The organism is Vibrio sp. B172a (assembly GCF_030248355.1).
Taxonomy (GTDB): domain Bacteria; phylum Pseudomonadota; class Gammaproteobacteria; order Enterobacterales; family Vibrionaceae; genus Vibrio; species Vibrio owensii.
This window is the reverse complement of record NZ_JAHGAC010000029.1, coordinates 77932-96483: the sequence shown is the minus strand read 5'-3', so window position 1 is coordinate 96483 and position 18552 is coordinate 77932. Positions and strand designations below refer to the sequence as shown.

The following is an 18552-nucleotide window of genomic DNA, read 5'->3' as shown; positions in this document are numbered from 1 at the left end:
AAGGATGAATTTAAAAAACATCTATTTGTCTTTTTTCTTTGCCACGCTTTTGTTTACAACCTCAATGACCATGATTGGCGCTATGCTGATCTCTCATGAGGTGAAACAATTTAAGATCTACACTCAGGGAATTTCTAAGACCAAGCAGAAGGTAACCTTGCTTGGTCTGCTTATGGAATCTGAATTGGCTCGTTACGAGGGGAAAACGGCAAAGGAAATTGGAGAGCTTACGGAGTTTAGCTTCCAAGATGCAGTTTATGCGCTTGAAGCGGGAAGTGAGCTTGATTATGTGGAATCTGTCGCGCGTAAAGTTTTACATGAAGCCGAAGGCTACCTATCAAACGTTTATGAACGAATTGACGTGGTGCTTTACTTTCGTTCCTATACCGCAAACAAGTTTATTCTTGAAAATCCAATCGAAGAGCTCGAGAACTTAGCAGCACCATTTGATGTTGATTGGTGTAAAGAAACTAACTCGTGCGTCTTGGCGGCATGGAAAGATCAATTAGCCGATCGGATTTTGATTTCACAGCCGTTTAAAACCACTTATTCGGACAGTAGGGCATTCAGTGTCATTAGCCCTGTGTATTACCAAGGACAGATTGTTGGAGAGTTTGGGGAACAGATATTTCTTGATTCTCTGAGAGCGGAGGGTAAAGCACTCACGGTAGACATTAATAATGGCAACAAGCACGTTGTGGTCTATTTCCCGCATTACCCGTGGCCAGATTTTGCTTACACGCAGACCTATGTTGCAGATAACAATAACCTCATCGTTTATAAGTATCCGTTTAGTAAAATTCTGATCGACTTTGGGTTCTTGTACCTGATTATGTTCGCGGTAATCTTTGGTTATTACTCTAAGGCGCAGGAATCTAAAGAGAGTAAGATTCAGCTAGCAAATGCCATTAGCGATGCAACCAAAGACGAGCTCACCGGGTTGTTTAATCGTAAGGTCTTTAAAGAGCAGGCATTCAAGAACAAGATCAAGATGACCACTTTCACTGTCATTGCGATTGATGGCGATAGAGTAAAACGTATCAACGATAAATACGGCCACCATGTTGGTGACGAGGTTATCTCGATAATTGCGGATGCGATGAAAAAAGTCTTTAGAGCGACGGATTATCTGATTCGGACAGGTGGTGATGAATTTATCGCGATTCTTCCTGATTGTAGTGAGAGCAAGTCGCTAATGCTGGCCAAGAAACTACGTTCAGTGGTGAAGGAGAACCGTTTAAAGAGCTTAGATATCGACGTTAGCGTAAGTACTGGTATCGCCATGAGCACCGAGCATGAGACGCTGAACGATGTCATCATGCGTGCTGACGAGGATTTGTACGAGTGTAAGCGCAAGCGATGCTAAATTGAGACAGTGTCTTATGTCTGAAAATCGTGGTAAATGACTTAAATGTCAGTAAGTGGCGATATAAGAGTTTGATAAACTTGACCAAAACGTGACTTTGGTCTTCTATAGTAAAGCAGCCTATGCAAAGGCTGCTTTCTTTGTATTTGGCTGAAGGTAATTATAAAAATCACAATTTTAATCTTTGATTCTATTTGGTAACCGCGCTGTGAATAAAGATCTAGACCTAAACCTCCTCAAAATACTGGTGCTGCTAGAACGACATCGCCAACTTAAGCCTGTTGCGAAAGCGCTAGGTAAAAGCGAAGCATCTATCAGTAAATACCTCACTCGTTTGCGAACACAACTGGAAGATGAGCTTTTCATTCGTCACGCTCATCACTTTGAACCGACAGACTATTTGAAGCGAAAGCTACCAGAAATCACAGATGCTCTCGACCAGCTTGAGTCTTGCCTCGTGAGACGAGAGTTTGATCCTCTGTCTTATGACAAGAGCATCACTATCTGCTTACCGCAATCTGCGCAACAATCTTTTGGTCACTTGCTTTTAGGTGACTTAATGGATTTGTTTCCTAATGCCTACGTTAATGTGGCAAGCAGTACCGACAATACGATTGATGATATTCTTGAAGATAAAGTAGACATGCAACTGCACTATTTTAATGAAGAATACCCAAAATCCATTCATCAACAGTTTATCGGTTACGCGCCAGCCGTTATTGTCGTGCCTGAAGAACTGGGTATTACCGATTTAGAAAAAGCGTGTGAGCTTAAGTTTATTTTGCTTGAGCTCGCAGGTTGGAAGGATAGGGAGCAAGTCACCAAGCGAGCGCTTGAGCAGGGCGGATTGAATATTGACCGAGTTGCGACTATCGGGAATATCACCAGCTTACTCAAGGTGATCAGAACAAGGGCCGCAGCGACAATTTTGCTAGAGTATCAAAAACCGATTGATGGCTTTCATTTTATTCCTGTACCTGAAACCTTTTATCCTGAAGGGCGCCCAAAAGTGGTGGTACAAATGAAGCAAACTCATCGCTACAACTCGATGCACCAGCTATTAACTGATGCTATCGCGAGATACGTAATTACCTAACCTGACTGCCTTAAAGCGAAACTAACAACAAAGACTGCCACACTCTTCTTGAGGAAGGGTGTTGAGAAGTTCTACGACAGACTCAGCATGATACTTCTTCAAGATTCGAGTTTTGTATGTACTGATGGTCTTAGCACTCAGTGACAGTTGCTCAGATATCTTCTTATTTGAGTAGCCTTGGGCAAGGTAGTGGAACACCATTGCTTCACGATTAGATAAAGTGACGTTACCCGATGATTGGTTATGCGTCGCTTTAAACATCGAATATCCACGTGTCACACTGACGATGGCATCCATAATGGTGGCTTTCGCTTCATTCTTATTTAAAAAGCCGTGTGCGCCCATTTCAAATGCGGCTTTAGACAAACTTGAATAATCTCGAGAAGAAATAAACAAGATTTTGCCTTGGTAGCCTGTCGCTAATATGTTCTTAGCCAAGCGCATGCCGTCTCGATCACCTAGCACGACGTCTAAAATAACCAAATCTACAGGTTGGTTACGAATGATTTCCATAACTTCAGCGCTGTCTGTTGACTCCACGACGTTAACAGATTGGAAAGCGGTTTGAACAAGAGAAGCGAGCGCTTCGCTATATAACGGTTGGTCGTCGATAATAAGAACGTTATTCATATTTGTGCCTCACCTTATATTTCAATTTACTTGCCGCTTCCTTTCAGCACTTATTTAATGAGGTAGGATTGTAGGAAAAATCTGTGAGGAGTGGGTGAAAATGACAATTTCATTATTTGAAAAGGTGTGTCTCGTATGTGAGAAAGTGTCACGCTAAAAATAATAGAATCAATTAGATAGCGCGTGAGAGAATGAGGGTCTTACATTGACGTATCAATCTTTGTTTCTCGTCGGAAAAAGCTTACATTCTGAGATAAATTCAATAATAACAGATAGATAGGGTTTTTCGCTTTGATTGGCCAGTTTGCACCTAAATCCATGGGTTTTTAGTATTTCATTCTTGCTGTTCTCACGGAGTTAGGCGGAATGCTAAACAAGATTAAAAAAATAAAACATAAGTTTTACCTGATTTTAAGTGCCGTTATTTTGGTGCTATTTGCAATCACCGCGGTTGGTATTGTTACCACCAAACACATCAACAATAATTTTATTCATTTTCAAACCATCAATACCACTGCGTTTGAAGCAACCGAAATCGAAACAAACCTTTTGACCGCTCGAACCAATGCACTTACGTATCGGACGAATCGCGATCCTCAATTTTTCTCTCAATCTATGGAAGCGTTAAAATTCGCTCATCGAGAAGCCCAAAAGCAGGCTGAAAATGCCTTCGATCCAGAGCGTAAAACTCGATTTGAAAAAGTGACTGCTGAATTGGTTCGCTACATGGACAATCTAAATGACGTTTCTCGATTAATGAAAGAGCGAGATCTAAAGGTTGCCGAACTTGTCTCTTTTCAAAAGCAAGTGGAATCAAAGTTAGAAAAACGCCTTTCTGAAGCGACCGATGTAACGCAATATCGTGCGGAACTTGCTGATGCCACCTTGGTGTTTAAAGCGCTAACACAAGAGGCTACAGAATACCTATTGACTAATAATGAGCGAGACTATCAGCAGTTTGAATCAAAGCTCGACGAGTGGAAATTGTATTTGACGCAACTTGGTTATGTTAATCAAGAGCAGTTAAATGCACTAACGGACAGCTTTGCAAGTTCTTTGTCTCAGGTGGCTGTGTTAATTCGAGAAAGAAATGCTCGATGGGACGTGTTAAAGGAGATTGGTTTCGATATTTCAGAACAAATCAACGGTATTAAAACAGACGCCGTCAATGACCAGAACGTACTAAAAGAAGAGATACAACAAACCACTGAAGAAGCGACGATTAACGTAGCAGTAGCGCTGTTCATCGGACTTCCGGCTTTGTCTTTGCTGTGCGTGTTTATATCTCGCGATATTACCAACAATGTCTTGTTCGCAAAGCAAGTGGCTGAGAAGTTGAGCCGCGGTGAAATCTCTGCAGAGCAGCAACAAGTGAAGGGGAGCGACGAGGTAGCAGAAATGCTTGACGCTCTACATCACATGGAAGAGCAGTTATATAAAACCGTTTCTGAGGTCATTTCATGCAGTGATCTTCTTGCTTCCGCTTCTGAAGAATTATCAGCGGTAAACTCTGAGATATTAAGCAATGCGCAATCGCAACAAATGGAAACCGACCAAGTCGCAACAGCGGTTAACGAGATGACGGTGGCGATCGCTGAAGTTGCACAAAATGCGAATGGCGCGTCTCGTGAGGCCGAAGTGGCGTCGGAGGTGTCTGAACAAGGGCAAGTTGTCATGCAAAGTGCGACTGAGCAAGTCGGCGGGCTAGCAAGTCAAATGGGCACAATGAGCCAGAAAGTTGCGACATTGTCCAATGGTACGGCCGAAGTCGCAGACATCACTCAAGTCATTCAAACCATCGCAGAGCAAACCAACTTACTTGCATTAAACGCAGCGATTGAGGCTGCAAGGGCTGGTGACCAAGGACGTGGATTTGCAGTCGTTGCGGATGAAGTGCGCCAGTTGGCTCAAGAAACCCAAAAAGCAGTAGAAAAAATTGGCGATCGAATTCATACGTTGCAACAGAACACGACCCAAGTGGTAGATTCCATCGATGCGGGGCAGCAGATGCTTGAGCAGACGGTTCATCAATCTGCATCTGCGAACGATGCCTTTATTAGTATCTCTAACAATATTGAACAAACGAACGCTCTGAATACACAAATTGCAGCGGCAACAGAAGAGCAGAGTGCGACAGCGGAAATGATCAACCAAAGTGTCGTATCGGTAAGAGACCAAGTCGATCAGACGGTTAACATGATTCAAGACAGCAATCAGGCCGCCGACGAATTGGCAAGAATGTCGATTAACCTTTCAGATCAAATACGTTTTTTCAAACTTCAATAATAAGACGGCCAGACACGATTTTGTGTCTGGCTTCGTATTTGCGCTTGCAGGTGAGGTGTGAATCAGTAAGATCGCGTTTTTCCCATCTTTTGAGTCCGTTATGAACCAACCTTCTTTTGAATCTATTGTTCAGTCTCGCCGTTCAGTCAGAAAATACGACGGGAGCGCTGAGTTTAACCATGATGATGTTGCCAAGGCCCTAGAGCTAACCACACTAAGTCCAAACAGCAGCAACATGCAGATGTGGGAATTCCATCGTGTGATCTCAGAAGATAAAAAAGCAGCGCTTGCTGAGCTTTGTATGGGACAAAACGCCGCTAAGACAGCCAACGAATTGGTGGTATTTGTTGCCACGACTCATAACTGGAAAGAGCGCGCAAAGCGCAACGCAGAGACTGTGCGCCAAGCTTTTGAAGGCCGTGACGACGCTGCGGCCAAGCGCGCTCTAAAGTACTACGAAAAACTCATCCCGATGGTTTATAACAACGATGCATTTGGTGTTCGTGGAGTCGTTCGTAAGCTCTACAGCTGGTGGTTGGGGCGTAATAAACCTATGGTGCGTGAGGTGAGTAAAGCGGATGTTCGCGTATGCTTGCACAAAAGTGTTTCTCTTGCAGCCATGACCTTTATGTATGCCATGAGAGAGAAGGGCTACGACACTTGCCCGATGGAAGGATTTGATTCGAAGCGTGTGAAAGATTTACTTGGCTTACGTGACAGTGACCAAATCACCATGGTCATCAGCTGCGGTGTTCGAACGGAAGAAGGCGTATACGGTGAGCGTCACCGAGTTTCGAATGAGTCGGTTATTAAAACACACTAATAAATCGCTAAACTTTTTCTATTTGCTGCCGCTATTTAAACAGACGTCTTTTCTATATCGAACTCATGGCTGAGTTTTGTTCAAAAATGAGACGAAATTTCATCATTTGATATAGAAGTGTGCGGTCAGCATCCTTTTGATTATTTACAAATTCTGTCTCAAAGACTACAAAAGGACTCTTGGATTTTTACGCCTGTGAAGTGATTCTCTGTGGCATTGCATCAAGCCTTTTTCTTGATGCGTATTTTGGATAATTGGGTTTATGAGTAACGTAACCAGTACTATTCTGACTGAAAGTGGCACCAATGAGCTTGAAATCATTGAGTTCCATCTAGAAAAACAATTGCCAGATGGCAGCACAAAAACATGTTATTACGGTATTAACGTCGCTAAAGTGCGTGAAGTGATTCGCGTGCCGGAGACTACTGATTATCCGAATGCACAACCTCATATGATCGGCGTATTCTCGTCGCGTGAAGTGTTAACGCCATTGGTTGACCTTGCTGGTTGGCTTGGTGTTCCTACGCGTCGTGATCTTGAGCGTAAGTTTGTTATTGTTACCGACTTCAACAAGATGACGAATGGCTTCTTGATCGACAGTATTTCGCGTATCCACCGTATTTCGTGGAACGATGTAGAGTCCCCAAGCCAATTCTTAGAAGCGGGGGAACAAGACTGCGTTGTTGCGGTAGTACGTAAAGACGGCAATCTGATCATGATCTTAGACTTCGAGAAGATCATTGCAGACATCAACCCAGAACTGAGTATGGAAAAGTACGACGTGACGGGCGATAAGTCGGTTGATCTAAACCAACGTATGGTCGGTAAGCGTAACGCAAAAACCATCATGGTTGTGGATGACTCTGCGTTTATTCGTTCATTGATTCAAGATACATTGGCTTCTGCGGGGTATAACGTGATCACCTGTAAAGATGGTGGCGAAGCGTATGAAAAACTGATGAGCTTGATCGACGTAGCGAAAGAAGAAAACTTGCCAGTTCGTGAGTTGCTTGATGCCGTTGTTACCGACGTAGAAATGCCTCGTATGGATGGTATGCACTTAGTGAAACGACTACGTGATACAGAAGCCTACAGCCAAACACCAATCGTGATGTTCTCTTCTTTGATGAGTGAAGACAACCGTGCGAAAGCGTTATCTCTTGGTGCGAATGACACCATCACTAAGCCAGAGATCGGGCGTATGGTGAACATGATGGATAAGCACGTATTTAGTTTCGCGTAACTTTCTACAGATTTAAAAAAGGCTGCCGATTGGCAGCCTTTTTATTATGAACAGTGATTGATTTTTAACGTGTATGTTTCATTTTCGTTTTGTGGAGCGGCATATAATATGTTGCAGTGGTTTTCATTTGAGTTGGAGTCACCTCGAACAGTGACAGACATAAATTTTTTATCCTCTGTCCTCTTAATCTGCCAGTCAGTATCACCATACTGATGATCTAACTCTGGAACAATCAGAGTTAACCCCGTTTCATCAGTATCAGGATAGCCGTAGCGAAATGCACAGCGCTTTGTGCCGCCAATGTCACATCCATCAAACGGAAGGTTGAAATTAGGTGTATTTGGTTCAAAGTTGGACACATAACCATCTTCCAATCCCGCTATCGCCATTTTCCCATATCCAATTCCTAGACCTGAAGCGATTGCACCTTTCATACCTTCTAAACGAGCTTCGCGAGCATCGTCTTGAATGTTTAAAAAGCGTGGCGCGGCAGTGACAGCAAGGATGCCGAGAATTACGATAACAACAACAAGCTCAATTAAAGTAAAACCTGATTTTCTTTTCATAAACCATCTTTAAGTTAGGTTGATACGATAGTCTAATATTTTTGTATTTTATGGTGCTATAGACTACTAAAGTTCATATTTGGTGAATTTTAATGGTGTATTCACTCTAAATATAGTGTGATTATAGTTCCATATTTGTATCCAAGATACTATTCACGTCATAAATTTTGTGGCGAAGAGATAACCAATTTTGTAAGTCGCAAAATGTGAGACTTAAGAACTCAGATATTGAAACATTTTGATTGTGTTTTTAATGGCTTTGGTGAATCCTACGCGGGGTGAGAGTGAGGTATTGATAGGTGGTGTGTATTCAATCAACTCTCTAATAATTAATTAAAATATAAGATCATATCGATGGATTTCGATTCAACTAATTTGCTTGCAATGGGGCTGATTTTTCTTGGCTCTTATGTTCAAACCGCCATTGGTTTTGGCCTCGCTATTGTGGCTGCGCCATTACTGATTCTTTGGGCTCCTGAATATGTTCCCGCACCAATCTGCTTGGTTGCTCTGTTTATTTCATTAATGAACGCAATGAAGCACCGCAGCAGTGTTGAAATTGGTGGCCTAAAAATGGCTTTAATTGGTCGTGTACCAGGCTCGCTAGCGGGTGGGGTGCTGTTATTCTTTGTTTCCACTGAAGCACTCACACTTTGGATCGGTTTTCTCGTACTGTTTGCCGTAGCAGTAAGCGTACTCCCATTCCGTATTGAGCCAACACCAGGACGCATGACGTTCGCAGGTTTCTTTTCTGGCCTGTTTGGTACCAGCTCTGCGATTGGTGGTCCACCGATGGCTTTGTTATTGCAACATCAAGAAGCGAATCAGTTACGCGGTAACCTATCTGCATTCTTCGTATTTAGCTCTATTATCTCTTTGATAGTTCAGATTCCCGTTGGTTTCTTTAATCTTCATCATTTGGTGATCACGTTGCCATTGTTACCAGCTGCTGCATTTGGTTACTGGTTAGCAATCAAAACGACACAATCATTGCCGAAAGAAAAGATTCGCTTTGGCGCACTTACGCTGTGTTTTGTAAGTGGTATTACCGCCGTGGTTCAAGGTCTAGCACTGTAAAGTTAAGTCATCGTTTCAAATTCGCTTTACAAAAGCACTTTGCTCTATAGAATCGCGTCACTTTTTATTTGTCGAGTTAGTTATGAACAGCAATCGTTACGGCAACTTTATGGCTGCATTGTCCTTCGTCATTTGGGGACTGTTGCCAATTTACTATCGCTTTTTACCAAACGCATCGATGGATGAACTGCTTGCGCTGCGTATTATTGGTTCAGTGCCTGTAGGTTTTGTTCTCGTTCTGGCGATTACGCGTCACATGCCCAAATGGTCTGCGATCTGGCAGGATAAAAAATCGCTTTGGTACACGTTTGTTGCCAGTAGCTTAATGTGCATTTCTTGGGTGGCATTCACTTGGGCGTTAACGAACAACCGTGTAATTGATGCGAGCTTGGGCTTCTTTATTGGCCCATTAATCTCCGTTGCACTCGGCGTGTTTGTGTTGGGCGATAAGCTTTCAAAAGGGCAGTTCATTGCGATTCTTCTGGCGACCATCGGCGTGTTATATCAAGTTATCCAGTACGGTCAATTACCACTGGTCGCTCTGACAATGGGGATATTCTTCTCTCTTTATGGTCTGTTTAAGAAGAAGATTAACTTTGATTGGAGCACGACGCTGTTTATTGAAGCGGTAGTGCTGACGCCAATTGCACTCGCTTATTTAATCGTAAAACAAGTGACAGTGGGTGAGTTGGCCTCAACCGTGGATATGACCACCTTTATGCTCTACTTGGGTAGTGCGCCTGTGACACTTTTGCCGCTGATTTTCTATTCGATTGCGATTCGCATCACCAATTTATCGACGGTGGGGTTGATGCAGTACATTGAGCCAAGCTTGCAGTTTGTACTGGCTGTTGTGTTCTTTGGTGAGATGTTCGACAGCGTTAAAGCGGTGACTTTTGCCTTTATTTGGGTGGGTCTTCTGTTCACGATCTTCGAGGGTATCGCTAAGCTATCAAAAAGAAAAAAGCTTGCTGACCACTCAATTTAGCCAATTCCTTCTTTAGATTCATAGGGCTAGCTTATATTTAATATATAGTTAGCCCTTAGTTTTCGTTATTCGAATGCTATCGCAATATCTAAAGAAGGAAGATTTATGATCACCGCTCTCTACGCATCCATTCTCGCTTTGCTGCTCATCTGGCTCGCTTTTCAAGTCATCAAACAACGTCGAAGCAACAAAATCGCCTACTCTGACGGTGGCATTGAAGCGCTTCAAATCGCCCGAAGTGCCCAAAGCAACGCAAGTGAATACATTCCTATTACTCTGATTCTAATGGCTCTCGTCGAATACAACGGTGCATCGGTTTGGCTGATTCATCTTGCTGGTGTTGCGTTTGTCATTGGGCGCATTATTCATGCGCGCGGAATATTAGGTGAAGACTTAAAAGGGCGCGTGACCGGGATGAAGTTCACCTTCTTTACTATGATTGGTTTAGTGGTGCTGAACTTAATCTACTTACCTTACGGTAATTTATGGTAAAAAACGCGACTTACTTACCGCCAGCTTGGCTACTGGTTCTTATCGGATTGGTGCTAAATATCGCGGCGATCGTACTGACGAGCGTTGTGCTCGATAAATTAGGAAAAGAAACCAGTTTGTTGGCCGATCAAAAGGCCGACAACTTGTATTCCATTCAATTGGCGTGGAACAGTGTAGAAACGCTTGAGAGAAAGCGAGAAGTGTTGCTACTGCATCTCCATTTGTCCCAAAGCGAAGCGGTGTCTGAAGAGATGAATCAAGTCCTACAAGGACACCTTTCTGCATGGACTGGGGAGGAGGTTAGCGCCATTGAGATCACCCAACTGCCCAACCTTATGTCTGAAATCAATCAAGCTCAAACTAACTATCGAAACCGCATCGACAGTTACTACCTAGAAAACCTTGAGATAACTGAAGTTATGTCGAGTTTGGAAGAAAAGATCGCATGGTACAAAAGCATTGGACTGTTTTTGCAGGTTTTTGGCTTAGCTTTGATTTTAGCACGAGACCTTGCTCGTAAGCCTTAATAGCCGTGTAACTTGTTTGCCATTTGCAAAAGATTGTTTGCAATATGCATATGATTTTATCTCGTAAGAGCGACTATTCGTTCAAATTTACTGCAAATGGTTAAATAACAATCGGTTTTAGTGCATCAGAAAGTTGGCATGCCTAATGCTTTAGTTATAGCGACCCTTTTAAGCCGAGGGTCACCTAGCCAACTGACGTTGTTAGTGAACCCAATTGTTCACACGTATATACAGCCAATCACATTTCTTGTGGTTGGCTTTTTTTTCACAATCAATTCACGTTTTAATTGTTACAGTTTCCAGTCGAACAATGGCGATGGCTGTGGTAGTTTTCGCGCGCATATAAATTCTAATTGGTTGTATTAATGAAGAAAGTTGTACGTTTAGTTGGTGTTGTCTCTATTTTTGGCGCTCAATCGGCAAACGCGATGAGTGAAAAAGATTGGGACGTGCTTACCGATATCGGTGCTTATGGTTTGGTTGCAACGGCTGCCGCAGTACCTGCATATAAAGGGGACTGGGAAGGTTTTTGGCAAGCCGGTTTCAGTATTGGTGCTGCGTCAGGAATTGGTTTGATTGGTAAAACGACCATCGATGCGGAGCGCCCAGATAAAAGTGGTAATGACAGTTTCCCTTCTAACCATACGGCTAACGCTTTTGCTTCGGCGACAAACCTTTATTTACGTTATGGCTGGGAAGCGGGCTTACCTGCTTATGGGGTCGCGACTTTAGTTGGCGTTGGTCGAGTTGAGGCGAAGAAACACTATTGGCGCGATGTACTTGCTGGTGCCGCTTTAGGAACCTTGACCGCATACGTCTTCACTGACGCTTATGATGAAAATGTTCAGCTTGTTCCTTGGGTAACGAGCGAAGATATGGGCGTATCACTTACATACCGCTGGTAGCTTGACAGTTGATAAACAAAAAGCCTCGGCATAAACCGAGGCTTTGTTGTAGCTTATTAAAGCTCTACTTTGATCGAAACTAATCGATGATCTGATGAAATAGATTTGGCATTTCCGTAGCCAATTCTATCGTCATTCATCAGTTTTCTTCCATCTTCAAAGCTTGCTGGCCAGAAGACAGCAGAGTCAACTACGTTCATCTCGCTCGATGGAATTACATGGTCAAGCCTTAATCCAGACGTGCTTGTTACTTGATTTGGGTAAGGAGTATCCCAGTTTTCTGCTTTACATTCCCCGTTTGCAAGACACTCTGGACCACCCCAACTTGAAGGTGCTAACGTACCGAATGTTGCGTTCGTATTTACATTCTTGTGGTTCATCAGGTCATTAATTGCGGTCAGATCGCCATCGCCACTTAATGGGTCTGCATTTAAATCACCCATAACAACGAACTTTGAACCGTCTGCAAGGCCACCTTTTGTGCCTTTATCATCATATATGTAACTTGCTGTATCTCCGCCGGAAACATAGTCGACCCAGAAGTCAATCTCGGCTCTATTGTGAATTTTGTTGTGCATTGCAGCGTTATTGAAAATTGGTGGCGTCGGGTGAGACATCAAAACATGAACGGTTTCAATTGTTCCATCTTCTTTAGTGATTTTGATAGGCGCGTCGACATGGTTTTTCGATGATAGCGGCATGTTTGCCCAAGCTTCCTCGCTGTACCATGCTTCACCACATGTTAAGCCATTGTCGTCACAGTCAACAATAACTGGGTTTGTTTCTCCAGGCATATCGCTCCATTTAAAGTTTTGGAAAGTACGCGTGTTTTCTTTATCAATAGGGAACTGAGAAATTAGAGCGAAAGCGTATTGACCGTGGTATGTGCCGTAACCCCATGCATCATTAGCACCACCAATCGAACCATTGCGGTCCAGATCATAACCGCTCTGAAGGCCTGTATTTGTTGCATAGTTTTCAAAATAAGGGAAAGCGATAGGTTCTTGCAGATCACCACCATCAATACTATTCAAGCTTTGAGGTACAGCTAAGTAATTCAAGCGGAAACCAGTAATTGCAGCAACATCTTTGCCTTCACCATCGTTATTGAATTCTGCCATCAAAAGAACAGCAGGCTTCTCATGTTGAATGATCGCTGCCACATTTCTAATTTGAATTACTTTTTCAGCTTTCGCTTTGTCTGCATCATTCAATGTGTCATCTTTCCAACCTTGAATGAGCTGTTCTTGCTCTTCAGCCGTTAGCTTCATTTCTTCAACAAGATCTTCATAAGTGTTTCGATCAAATGATAGGTTGAACGCTGCGAACTTAACGTCTTTTGCAACTGTTACTGGAGGCTCAGAAGGGTAGTAGTTGTTTGTCGTATCGTCATTACAGCCAGTTAAAAGCGCTGCACCAACAAGGAGAGCAAGAGGAGTTTTGATGTATTTCATGGGTATGTCATACCTTATAATTGGATTCGCGCAAATACTAAAGTTATCAGTAGCTTTTGTAAGCGATCTAGGTCACACAAACGATTGCGTAGTTACACGTTTGCTTAACTTTTGTGTGATTAATGCAATAAACGCATCATTTTCAACAGCAGAAGGTTATATTCAAACTGTTAAATAATGATGCCTATTTTATTTAATGTGATTGGTTTTATATTTCATATTAATCGGTTTGGATAGATTTTGTTCGCTACTCATCTGAGTTTTAGTAGTGGGAAATTTTTCTTTATACTAGGCGTCTAACAGAAGTGAGGACGACCTCACCGCTCTTTTCTTCCTCGGGGACGACCCCAATCGTTAGGAATCTCTCAATGGCTTGGGCAATTCTTTTTCTTGCTGGTCTATGCGAAGTCGCATGGGCGGTCGGGCTCAAATACACCGAAGGTTTTAGTAAGCTTGCACCATCTGCATTCACTATTGGATTTATGGGGTTGAGCTTTTGGTTACTGGGTATCGCACTAAGAACGTTACCGCTAGGCGTTGCTTATGGAGTTTGGGTTGGTATTGGTGCGATAGGTACCGCAATTGCCAGTATCTATTTATTTAATGAGCCGGCCACACTAATCAAGCTAATCAGTTTACTGCTCATTGTTGCAGGTATCGCGGGTTTGAAGTTCGCAGCTTAGCGTTACAAATACAGCCAAAAGAAAAGCCAGAGTGATGCTCTGGCTTTATTGTTTTTCGATCAAACGAAACGTAATTAGAAGGGCGATTGCTATCGTTTTATAAACGGCAACTTAAGATGTTGACCAAATACGTTGATCAGCGCGCCTGTTACGATTAATGCGCCGCCTAAGTATGTCCACGCCGAAGGTAATTCACCAAAGAAGACGATGCCCAAAACGACAGAGAAAATGATCTGTACATAAGAGTAGGCCGATGCTTTTCCTGCTTCTTGGGTTTGCATCGCTTTCGTGAGGCCCAGCTGTCCTATTTGCGTAAAGACGCCGACTAAAACGAGCATCATGGTCAGATACATATCTGGCATGACGAATTGATCCCCAATCAAAAGAATCGATGCAGGCAGCGCCACCAACGGGAAGTAAAAAATGATCACCGAGCTGTCTTCGGTCTGACTTAACTTACGTACGATTACGTACGCGATGGAGCTACCAAAAGCACCTAAGATGGCGATCATCACACTGAACATGGGTAAAGCATGTTCGGCGTCTGGGCCGGTTTCTGGCCTCACCATCACGTATACCCCAAGCAAACACAGAGCGATACAGATAAACGTCGAAGACTGGATACGTTCTTTAAGGAAGAAAACCGCAAGTAAGGCAGTAAACACAGGGTGGATGTACTGGAAAATGGTCGCTTCAGCTAGTGGTAGCGTTGTAACGGAATAGTACACACACATCAACGCCATGGTGCCTACAGCGCCTCGCGCGAAAAGGAGAGGTTTATTATTACCCCAAACCGAAATGCCTTTGCGTTTTACATCAAGATAGCTGATCACCAATGAGACCAGTGCCCTTGCTGCTACGATTTCAAATACAGGAATGCCGTGCAAGCTAACATGCTTTACGGTGGCAGACATTAGTGCAAAGCCAAAAGCGGACAGCACCATAAAGCGCACGCCAATGGGAATCATCGAATTGATTGAGTTAGGCATCTTACTGCTCGTTTATTGAGGGAGATCGCACTTTAGCATACTAGACTGACAAAAAGATCAGCACCTTGTGATTAAGACTCCGGATCTTCTTGAACCAAGGTAGACTGTCTCGTTCAGATATAAAAACAATAAATACATAAGGAGAAAAGGATGATTCCTATTCAAGCAACGCATGTGTCTGGTGTGGTGATTTCCGAATTCGACGGCAAAAAGAAAATGCTGTTGTTAGAGCGAGTCAAAGGTGGTTATTGGTGTCATGTCGCTGGTGGTGTGGAAGAGGGCGAAACTGGTTGGCAAACCATCGTGCGAGAGCTTAAGGAAGAGACTCAAATCGAAGATGTAGAGCTCCATAGCGCCGACTTTCTAGAACAGTTTTATGAGGCACACAAGAATCGAGTCATGGTCATTCCTTGTTTTGTCTTGTTCTGTAAACCGAATCAAACGGTGACGCTAAATCATGAACATACTGATTATCGTTGGTGTACATTAGAAGAAGCCAAACAGCTCGCACCATTTGCTAATCAACATCAACTATACGAGCATGTATGGAAGCACTATGTTGAAAGCAAACCTTCACCATTCACAGTGATTAAACAAAAGTAGGTCAACGAGTTCTCCAGATGTACCAAGGATATGAAAAACACCAATTGCGACAAATCACAGAGAGCATTTCAATTGAGCCTTTATTGACGAAGCATGCGACGCCTTTGCTTGCGGCGGTGAATAAGAGCCGTGAACACTTGTCACAATATTTACCTTGGACGGATTGGGTGACGAATCGCAGAGAGGCCGTTGCTTATATATCTCAACGTATTAACTCTAACGCGTTTGAGGCGTATTGGTTTGCCATTCGCCTCGATCAGAACTTTGTTGGTGTGCTCGGTTTGAAAGGCGTGAACCAAGAAACGGGTGTGGCGGAAGTGGGATATTGGCTCGCCGAACAGGGGCGTGGCCATCGCATTATTGATCATGTTTTATCTGTTCTATTGCCATTAGTTCGTGAGCGAGGGCAGACAAGTGCGATTCAATTCCATTGTATGGAAGGCAATGTTCCGAGCATCAAGATTGCAGAGCGAGCAGGGGCGGTATTAAAGGAATACATAGACCATGATTTTGAAATGCTCGACTCTCGTCAGAGGTTAGGAGTTTATGAGTTGGTATTTGAAGCACACCCAAGGACGAGCCATTCGCTAGAAGAGCGTGTATAACCGCAACAAATTTGAGCCTACTGGAAAAGGGGCGTGATGGTTGTAAATTGTTCGATTTAAGCCTTTGTCACAAATTACAAACTGCATTCAGGTTTTCGTGATAAGAAACTTATCATGTTCGAAAAGATAATCCATTATTGCAGCGATGAATGAGTACTCATTGGTATTTAGAGATGGAAATTGCAATTAACCGGATCACGTGGCAGCAAGCCATGCCTATCCGACACCAAGTATTATGGCCTAACAAGCCTGTGGAACATTGCCACGTAGAGGGTGATGAAGAAGCAGAGCATTATGGTGCGTTTGTTGATGACGTTTTAGTCGGCGTTGCGTCGATATACCTTTACGACAATCAAGCTCGGCTGCGTAAGTTCGCCATATTACCTGACTATCAAGGGCAAGGTATTGGCTCTTCAATGGTTCGCTATATTTTGGTGAACTTGAAGCTATCTCCTGTCGAGTATTTTTGGTGTGATGCAAGAGAATCGGCGCTCATCTTTTACGAACGTTTTGGAATGCATACAGAAGGTGAACGTTTTTACAAATCGGAAGTGCCGTATTTTAAAATGAAGCTTGCGCTCTAATGAACAGAAATCTGAGTTTCAACTCTAACTTCCTAACCTCTTAAATAGTCACAATGTTGCACCTATGTTAAGTTTAAATCGTACATAAGTGCGACATTGCCAGTTGTAAGGGGTACAAGGAGAAAATCATGAATGCGATCGTAGACGTCGAAGTTGGTCAACTGCTGCAACAAAAGTTAGATAAGCTCAAAGCCGGATACAACACGGATCCTTATCCGAGCTTGGATTCGAGAAAGCAAAAGCTGACTCTCCTTAAACAAACCATCTTAAATAACCAGCAAGACTTGGTGGAAGCGTTAAGCGCCGATTTCGGTTATCGCTCTGAATTTGATACGGCAATGACGGATGTATTGCCGACGGTTGCCCAAATCAATTACACCCTAAAACGCCTCAATAAATGGTGTAAGCCAAGTCGTCGTCATGCAGGTTTGTTGCTTGCCCCTTCAAAAGTCACCGTTGAATATCAACCGGTTGGTGTTGTAGGCATCATTTCGCCTTGGAACTTCCCAGTCATTCTCAGTTTATCGCCATTAGTGACTGCACTTGCTGCAGGTAACCGAGTGATGATGAAACTCTCTGAATTCACCCCTATGACCAACAAAGTGATTTCTGAGATTTGCCATGCGTTACCTGAAGATGTCGAAGTCGTAGAGGGCGAAGCGGAAGTTGCTCAAGCGTTCAGTAAATTGCCGTTTGATCATCTGCTGTTTACAGGATCAACCAACGTTGGTCGCGCGGTTGCTCGTGCTGCTGCTGAGAATTTAACTCCAATTACGTTGGAGCTCGGTGGTAAGTCACCGGTGATCGTGGTAGATGACGCTAACTTGAACAAAGCAGTTGATGCGATTCTATTTGGTAAATGCATCAATGCTGGACAAATCTGTGTTGCGCCAGATTATGCCTTTGTACCAGAGGGAAGAATCAACGAATTTGTCGCGCTGTTTCTACAACGTTTTGAAGCGCTGTACCTCAAAGGCCAAAACGACCAAGGCTTTACTCATATCATCAATCAGCGCCAGTACGACCGCTTAAAAGCAGTATTGGAAGATGCCAAAGCCAAGGGCGCAGACATACATACCGTATCCGAGACGAGCGTAGAAGGCCGACTACTATATCCGCACCTAGTGACCAATGTTTCGGAAGAGATGACCATTATGCAGGAAGAGATTTTTGGTCCTCTTATGCCAATTAAGTCTTACCGTGAGATCCAAGAGGCCATAGACTACATCAACCAGAATCAACGCCCACTTGCGCTTTACATCATGTCAGAAGATAAGAGTGTTATTGAGCGAATTACCCGTAATACCCACAGTGGCGGGGTTGGGGTGAATGACACCATCTTACACGTTGGTGCGGAAGACGCACCGTTCGGTGGTATTGGTGAATCTGGTATCGGTCACTACCATGGCGAAGAAGGCTTTAGAACCTTTAGTCACGCCAAAACCGTTCTAAATACACCAACGTGGTTACCTCGTGTAGGTATGTTGATGGAACGACGTGGCATGGCAATCAAAGCATTACAGAAATTCTTTATGCGCTAAAGCGACTGACATTGGAACACCCAAGAATAAGAAAACCGCCCAGTGAGGCGGTTTTTGTTTGTTGTTAAATCGGGTTGTTGAAGTAAGTTAATGG

19 protein-coding genes are annotated in these 18552 nt (G+C 43.4%); 15 read left to right on the top strand and 4 right to left on the bottom strand.

Annotation, left to right across the window (positions count from 1 at the left end; translation table 11 throughout):
• The first annotated feature begins 4 nt into the window (after nt 1-4).
• Both KIT90_RS23095 and KIT90_RS23090 read left to right on the top strand, forming a co-directional pair.
• Nucleotides 5-1366 carry a GGDEF domain-containing protein gene (locus tag KIT90_RS23095; protein ID WP_171371470.1) on the top strand — a complete coding sequence of 454 codons (1362 nt, stop codon included), beginning with the start codon at nt 5-7 and terminating at the stop codon, nt 1364-1366.
• Between the two features lie 208 nt (nt 1367-1574).
• Entirely contained in the window at nt 1575-2462 is an 888-nt protein-coding gene (locus KIT90_RS23090) for a LysR family transcriptional regulator (protein ID WP_038893423.1), read from the top strand.
• Nucleotides 2463-2483: 21 nt separating this feature from the next.
• Here KIT90_RS23090 and KIT90_RS23085 read toward each other — a convergent pair whose 3' ends face one another.
• Nucleotides 2484-3092, bottom strand: a complete 609-nt coding sequence (locus KIT90_RS23085; RefSeq protein ID WP_009705265.1) for a response regulator transcription factor — start codon at nt 3090-3092, stop codon at nt 2484-2486.
• Nucleotides 3093-3458: 366 nt separating this feature from the next.
• Between KIT90_RS23085 and KIT90_RS23080 the strand changes: the two genes are divergently transcribed.
• From KIT90_RS23080 to KIT90_RS23070, 3 genes are all read left to right on the top strand, one after another.
• Entirely contained in the window at nt 3459-5378 is a 1920-nt protein-coding gene (locus KIT90_RS23080) for a methyl-accepting chemotaxis protein (protein WP_285378935.1), read from the top strand.
• A 100-nt stretch (nt 5379-5478) separates the two neighbouring features.
• Nucleotides 5479-6201: a nitroreductase family protein gene (locus KIT90_RS23075; RefSeq protein ID WP_285378933.1), complete on the top strand. Its 723-nt coding sequence runs from the start codon at nt 5479-5481 to the stop codon at nt 6199-6201.
• Nucleotides 6202-6463: 262 nt separating this feature from the next.
• Nucleotides 6464-7444 (top strand): chemotaxis protein, encoded by a 981-nt coding sequence (locus KIT90_RS23070; protein WP_054823213.1) that lies wholly within the window; start codon nt 6464-6466, stop codon nt 7442-7444.
• A 44-nt stretch (nt 7445-7488) separates the two neighbouring features.
• On the opposite strand, the gene KIT90_RS23065 is transcribed toward KIT90_RS23070, so the two are convergent.
• Complete coding sequence (locus KIT90_RS23065; RefSeq protein ID WP_039988852.1) at nt 7489-8010, bottom strand: type II secretion system protein; 522 nt, start codon at nt 8008-8010, stop codon at nt 7489-7491.
• Between the two features lie 354 nt (nt 8011-8364).
• On the opposite strand from KIT90_RS23065, the gene KIT90_RS23060 reads away from it, so the two are divergent.
• The 5 genes from KIT90_RS23060 to KIT90_RS23040 all read left to right on the top strand — a co-directional run bounded on the left by KIT90_RS23060 (nt 8365) and on the right by KIT90_RS23040 (nt 11999).
• Nucleotides 8365-9087 (top strand): sulfite exporter TauE/SafE family protein, encoded by a 723-nt coding sequence (locus KIT90_RS23060; protein ID WP_285378931.1) that lies wholly within the window; start codon nt 8365-8367, stop codon nt 9085-9087.
• 82 nt (nt 9088-9169) lie between these two features.
• A complete protein-coding gene (gene rarD, locus KIT90_RS23055; RefSeq protein WP_054823215.1) occupies nt 9170-10075 on the top strand; it encodes an EamA family transporter RarD in 906 nt (301 codons plus the stop codon).
• A gap of 105 nt (nt 10076-10180) precedes the next feature.
• Nucleotides 10181-10567: an MAPEG family protein gene (locus KIT90_RS23050; protein ID WP_285378929.1), complete on the top strand. Its 387-nt coding sequence runs from the start codon at nt 10181-10183 to the stop codon at nt 10565-10567.
• Nucleotides 10561-11094 carry a DNA mismatch repair protein gene (locus tag KIT90_RS23045; RefSeq protein WP_285378927.1) on the top strand — a complete coding sequence of 178 codons (534 nt, stop codon included), beginning with the start codon at nt 10561-10563 and terminating at the stop codon, nt 11092-11094. The genes KIT90_RS23050 and KIT90_RS23045 overlap by 7 nt, the downstream gene beginning before the upstream one ends.
• A 365-nt stretch (nt 11095-11459) precedes the next feature.
• Nucleotides 11460-11999, top strand: coding sequence for a phosphatase PAP2 family protein (locus KIT90_RS23040; protein ID WP_005441328.1), 540 nt, complete (start codon nt 11460-11462; stop codon nt 11997-11999).
• Between the two features lie 56 nt (nt 12000-12055).
• Here the strand turns inward: KIT90_RS23040 and KIT90_RS23035 are convergent, their stop codons facing one another.
• Complete coding sequence (locus KIT90_RS23035) at nt 12056-13453, bottom strand: endonuclease/exonuclease/phosphatase family protein (protein WP_285378924.1); 1398 nt, start codon at nt 13451-13453, stop codon at nt 12056-12058.
• A gap of 368 nt (nt 13454-13821) precedes the next feature.
• On the opposite strand from KIT90_RS23035, the gene KIT90_RS23030 reads away from it, so the two are divergent.
• Nucleotides 13822-14136, top strand: coding sequence for a multidrug efflux SMR transporter (locus KIT90_RS23030; protein WP_005441333.1), 315 nt, complete (start codon nt 13822-13824; stop codon nt 14134-14136).
• An 89-nt stretch (nt 14137-14225) separates the two neighbouring features.
• On the opposite strand, the gene KIT90_RS23025 is transcribed toward KIT90_RS23030, so the two are convergent.
• Entirely contained in the window at nt 14226-15125 is a 900-nt protein-coding gene (locus KIT90_RS23025) for a DMT family transporter (protein ID WP_285378922.1), read from the bottom strand.
• A 150-nt stretch (nt 15126-15275) separates the two neighbouring features.
• Here KIT90_RS23025 and KIT90_RS23020 point away from each other — a divergent pair, with 150 nt between their 5' ends.
• The 4 genes from KIT90_RS23020 to KIT90_RS23005 all read left to right on the top strand — a co-directional run bounded on the left by KIT90_RS23020 (nt 15276) and on the right by KIT90_RS23005 (nt 18458).
• Nucleotides 15276-15728, top strand: coding sequence for an NUDIX pyrophosphatase (locus KIT90_RS23020; protein WP_285378920.1), 453 nt, complete (start codon nt 15276-15278; stop codon nt 15726-15728).
• A gap of 17 nt (nt 15729-15745) precedes the next feature.
• The gene (locus KIT90_RS23015; protein ID WP_285378919.1) at nt 15746-16333 is read left to right on the top strand and encodes a GNAT family N-acetyltransferase; all 588 of its coding nucleotides are present in this window, start codon (nt 15746-15748) and stop codon (nt 16331-16333) included.
• 173 nt (nt 16334-16506) lie between these two features.
• Nucleotides 16507-16917 (top strand): GNAT family N-acetyltransferase, encoded by a 411-nt coding sequence (locus tag KIT90_RS23010; RefSeq protein ID WP_285378918.1) that lies wholly within the window; start codon nt 16507-16509, stop codon nt 16915-16917.
• A gap of 128 nt (nt 16918-17045) precedes the next feature.
• Entirely contained in the window at nt 17046-18458 is a 1413-nt protein-coding gene (locus KIT90_RS23005) for a coniferyl aldehyde dehydrogenase (protein ID WP_285378916.1), read from the top strand.
• Nucleotides 18459-18552 lie beyond the last annotated feature (94 nt).

Bases quoted from the DNA above. Each gene is read 5' to 3' on its own strand.
- rarD (WP_054823215.1), top strand. From the start codon at position 9,170: ATGAACAGCAATCGTTACGGCAACTTTATGGCTGCATTGTCCTTCGTC.
- KIT90_RS23075 (WP_285378933.1), top strand. From the start codon at position 5,479: ATGAACCAACCTTCTTTTGAATCTATTGTTCAGTCTCGCCGTTCAGTC.
- KIT90_RS23065 (WP_039988852.1), bottom strand. From the start codon at position 8,010: ATGAAAAGAAAATCAGGTTTTACTTTAATTGAGCTTGTTGTTGTTATC.
- KIT90_RS23050 (WP_285378929.1), top strand. From the start codon at position 10,181: ATGATCACCGCTCTCTACGCATCCATTCTCGCTTTGCTGCTCATCTGG.
- KIT90_RS23060 (WP_285378931.1), top strand. From the start codon at position 8,365: ATGGATTTCGATTCAACTAATTTGCTTGCAATGGGGCTGATTTTTCTT.
- KIT90_RS23080 (WP_285378935.1), top strand. From the start codon at position 3,459: ATGCTAAACAAGATTAAAAAAATAAAACATAAGTTTTACCTGATTTTA.
- KIT90_RS23020 (WP_285378920.1), top strand. From the start codon at position 15,276: ATGATTCCTATTCAAGCAACGCATGTGTCTGGTGTGGTGATTTCCGAA.
- KIT90_RS23030 (WP_005441333.1), top strand. From the start codon at position 13,822: ATGGCTTGGGCAATTCTTTTTCTTGCTGGTCTATGCGAAGTCGCATGG.
- KIT90_RS23015 (WP_285378919.1), top strand. From the start codon at position 15,746: ATGTACCAAGGATATGAAAAACACCAATTGCGACAAATCACAGAGAGC.
- KIT90_RS23045 (WP_285378927.1), top strand. From the start codon at position 10,561: ATGGTAAAAAACGCGACTTACTTACCGCCAGCTTGGCTACTGGTTCTT.
- KIT90_RS23010 (WP_285378918.1), top strand. From the start codon at position 16,507: ATGGAAATTGCAATTAACCGGATCACGTGGCAGCAAGCCATGCCTATC.
- KIT90_RS23035 (WP_285378924.1), bottom strand. From the start codon at position 13,453: ATGAAATACATCAAAACTCCTCTTGCTCTCCTTGTTGGTGCAGCGCTT.
- KIT90_RS23005 (WP_285378916.1), top strand. From the start codon at position 17,046: ATGAATGCGATCGTAGACGTCGAAGTTGGTCAACTGCTGCAACAAAAG.
- KIT90_RS23095 (WP_171371470.1), top strand. From the start codon at position 5: ATGAATTTAAAAAACATCTATTTGTCTTTTTTCTTTGCCACGCTTTTG.
- KIT90_RS23040 (WP_005441328.1), top strand. From the start codon at position 11,460: ATGAAGAAAGTTGTACGTTTAGTTGGTGTTGTCTCTATTTTTGGCGCT.
- KIT90_RS23025 (WP_285378922.1), bottom strand. From the start codon at position 15,125: ATGCCTAACTCAATCAATTCGATGATTCCCATTGGCGTGCGCTTTATG.
- KIT90_RS23085 (WP_009705265.1), bottom strand. From the start codon at position 3,092: ATGAATAACGTTCTTATTATCGACGACCAACCGTTATATAGCGAAGCG.
- KIT90_RS23070 (WP_054823213.1), top strand. From the start codon at position 6,464: ATGAGTAACGTAACCAGTACTATTCTGACTGAAAGTGGCACCAATGAG.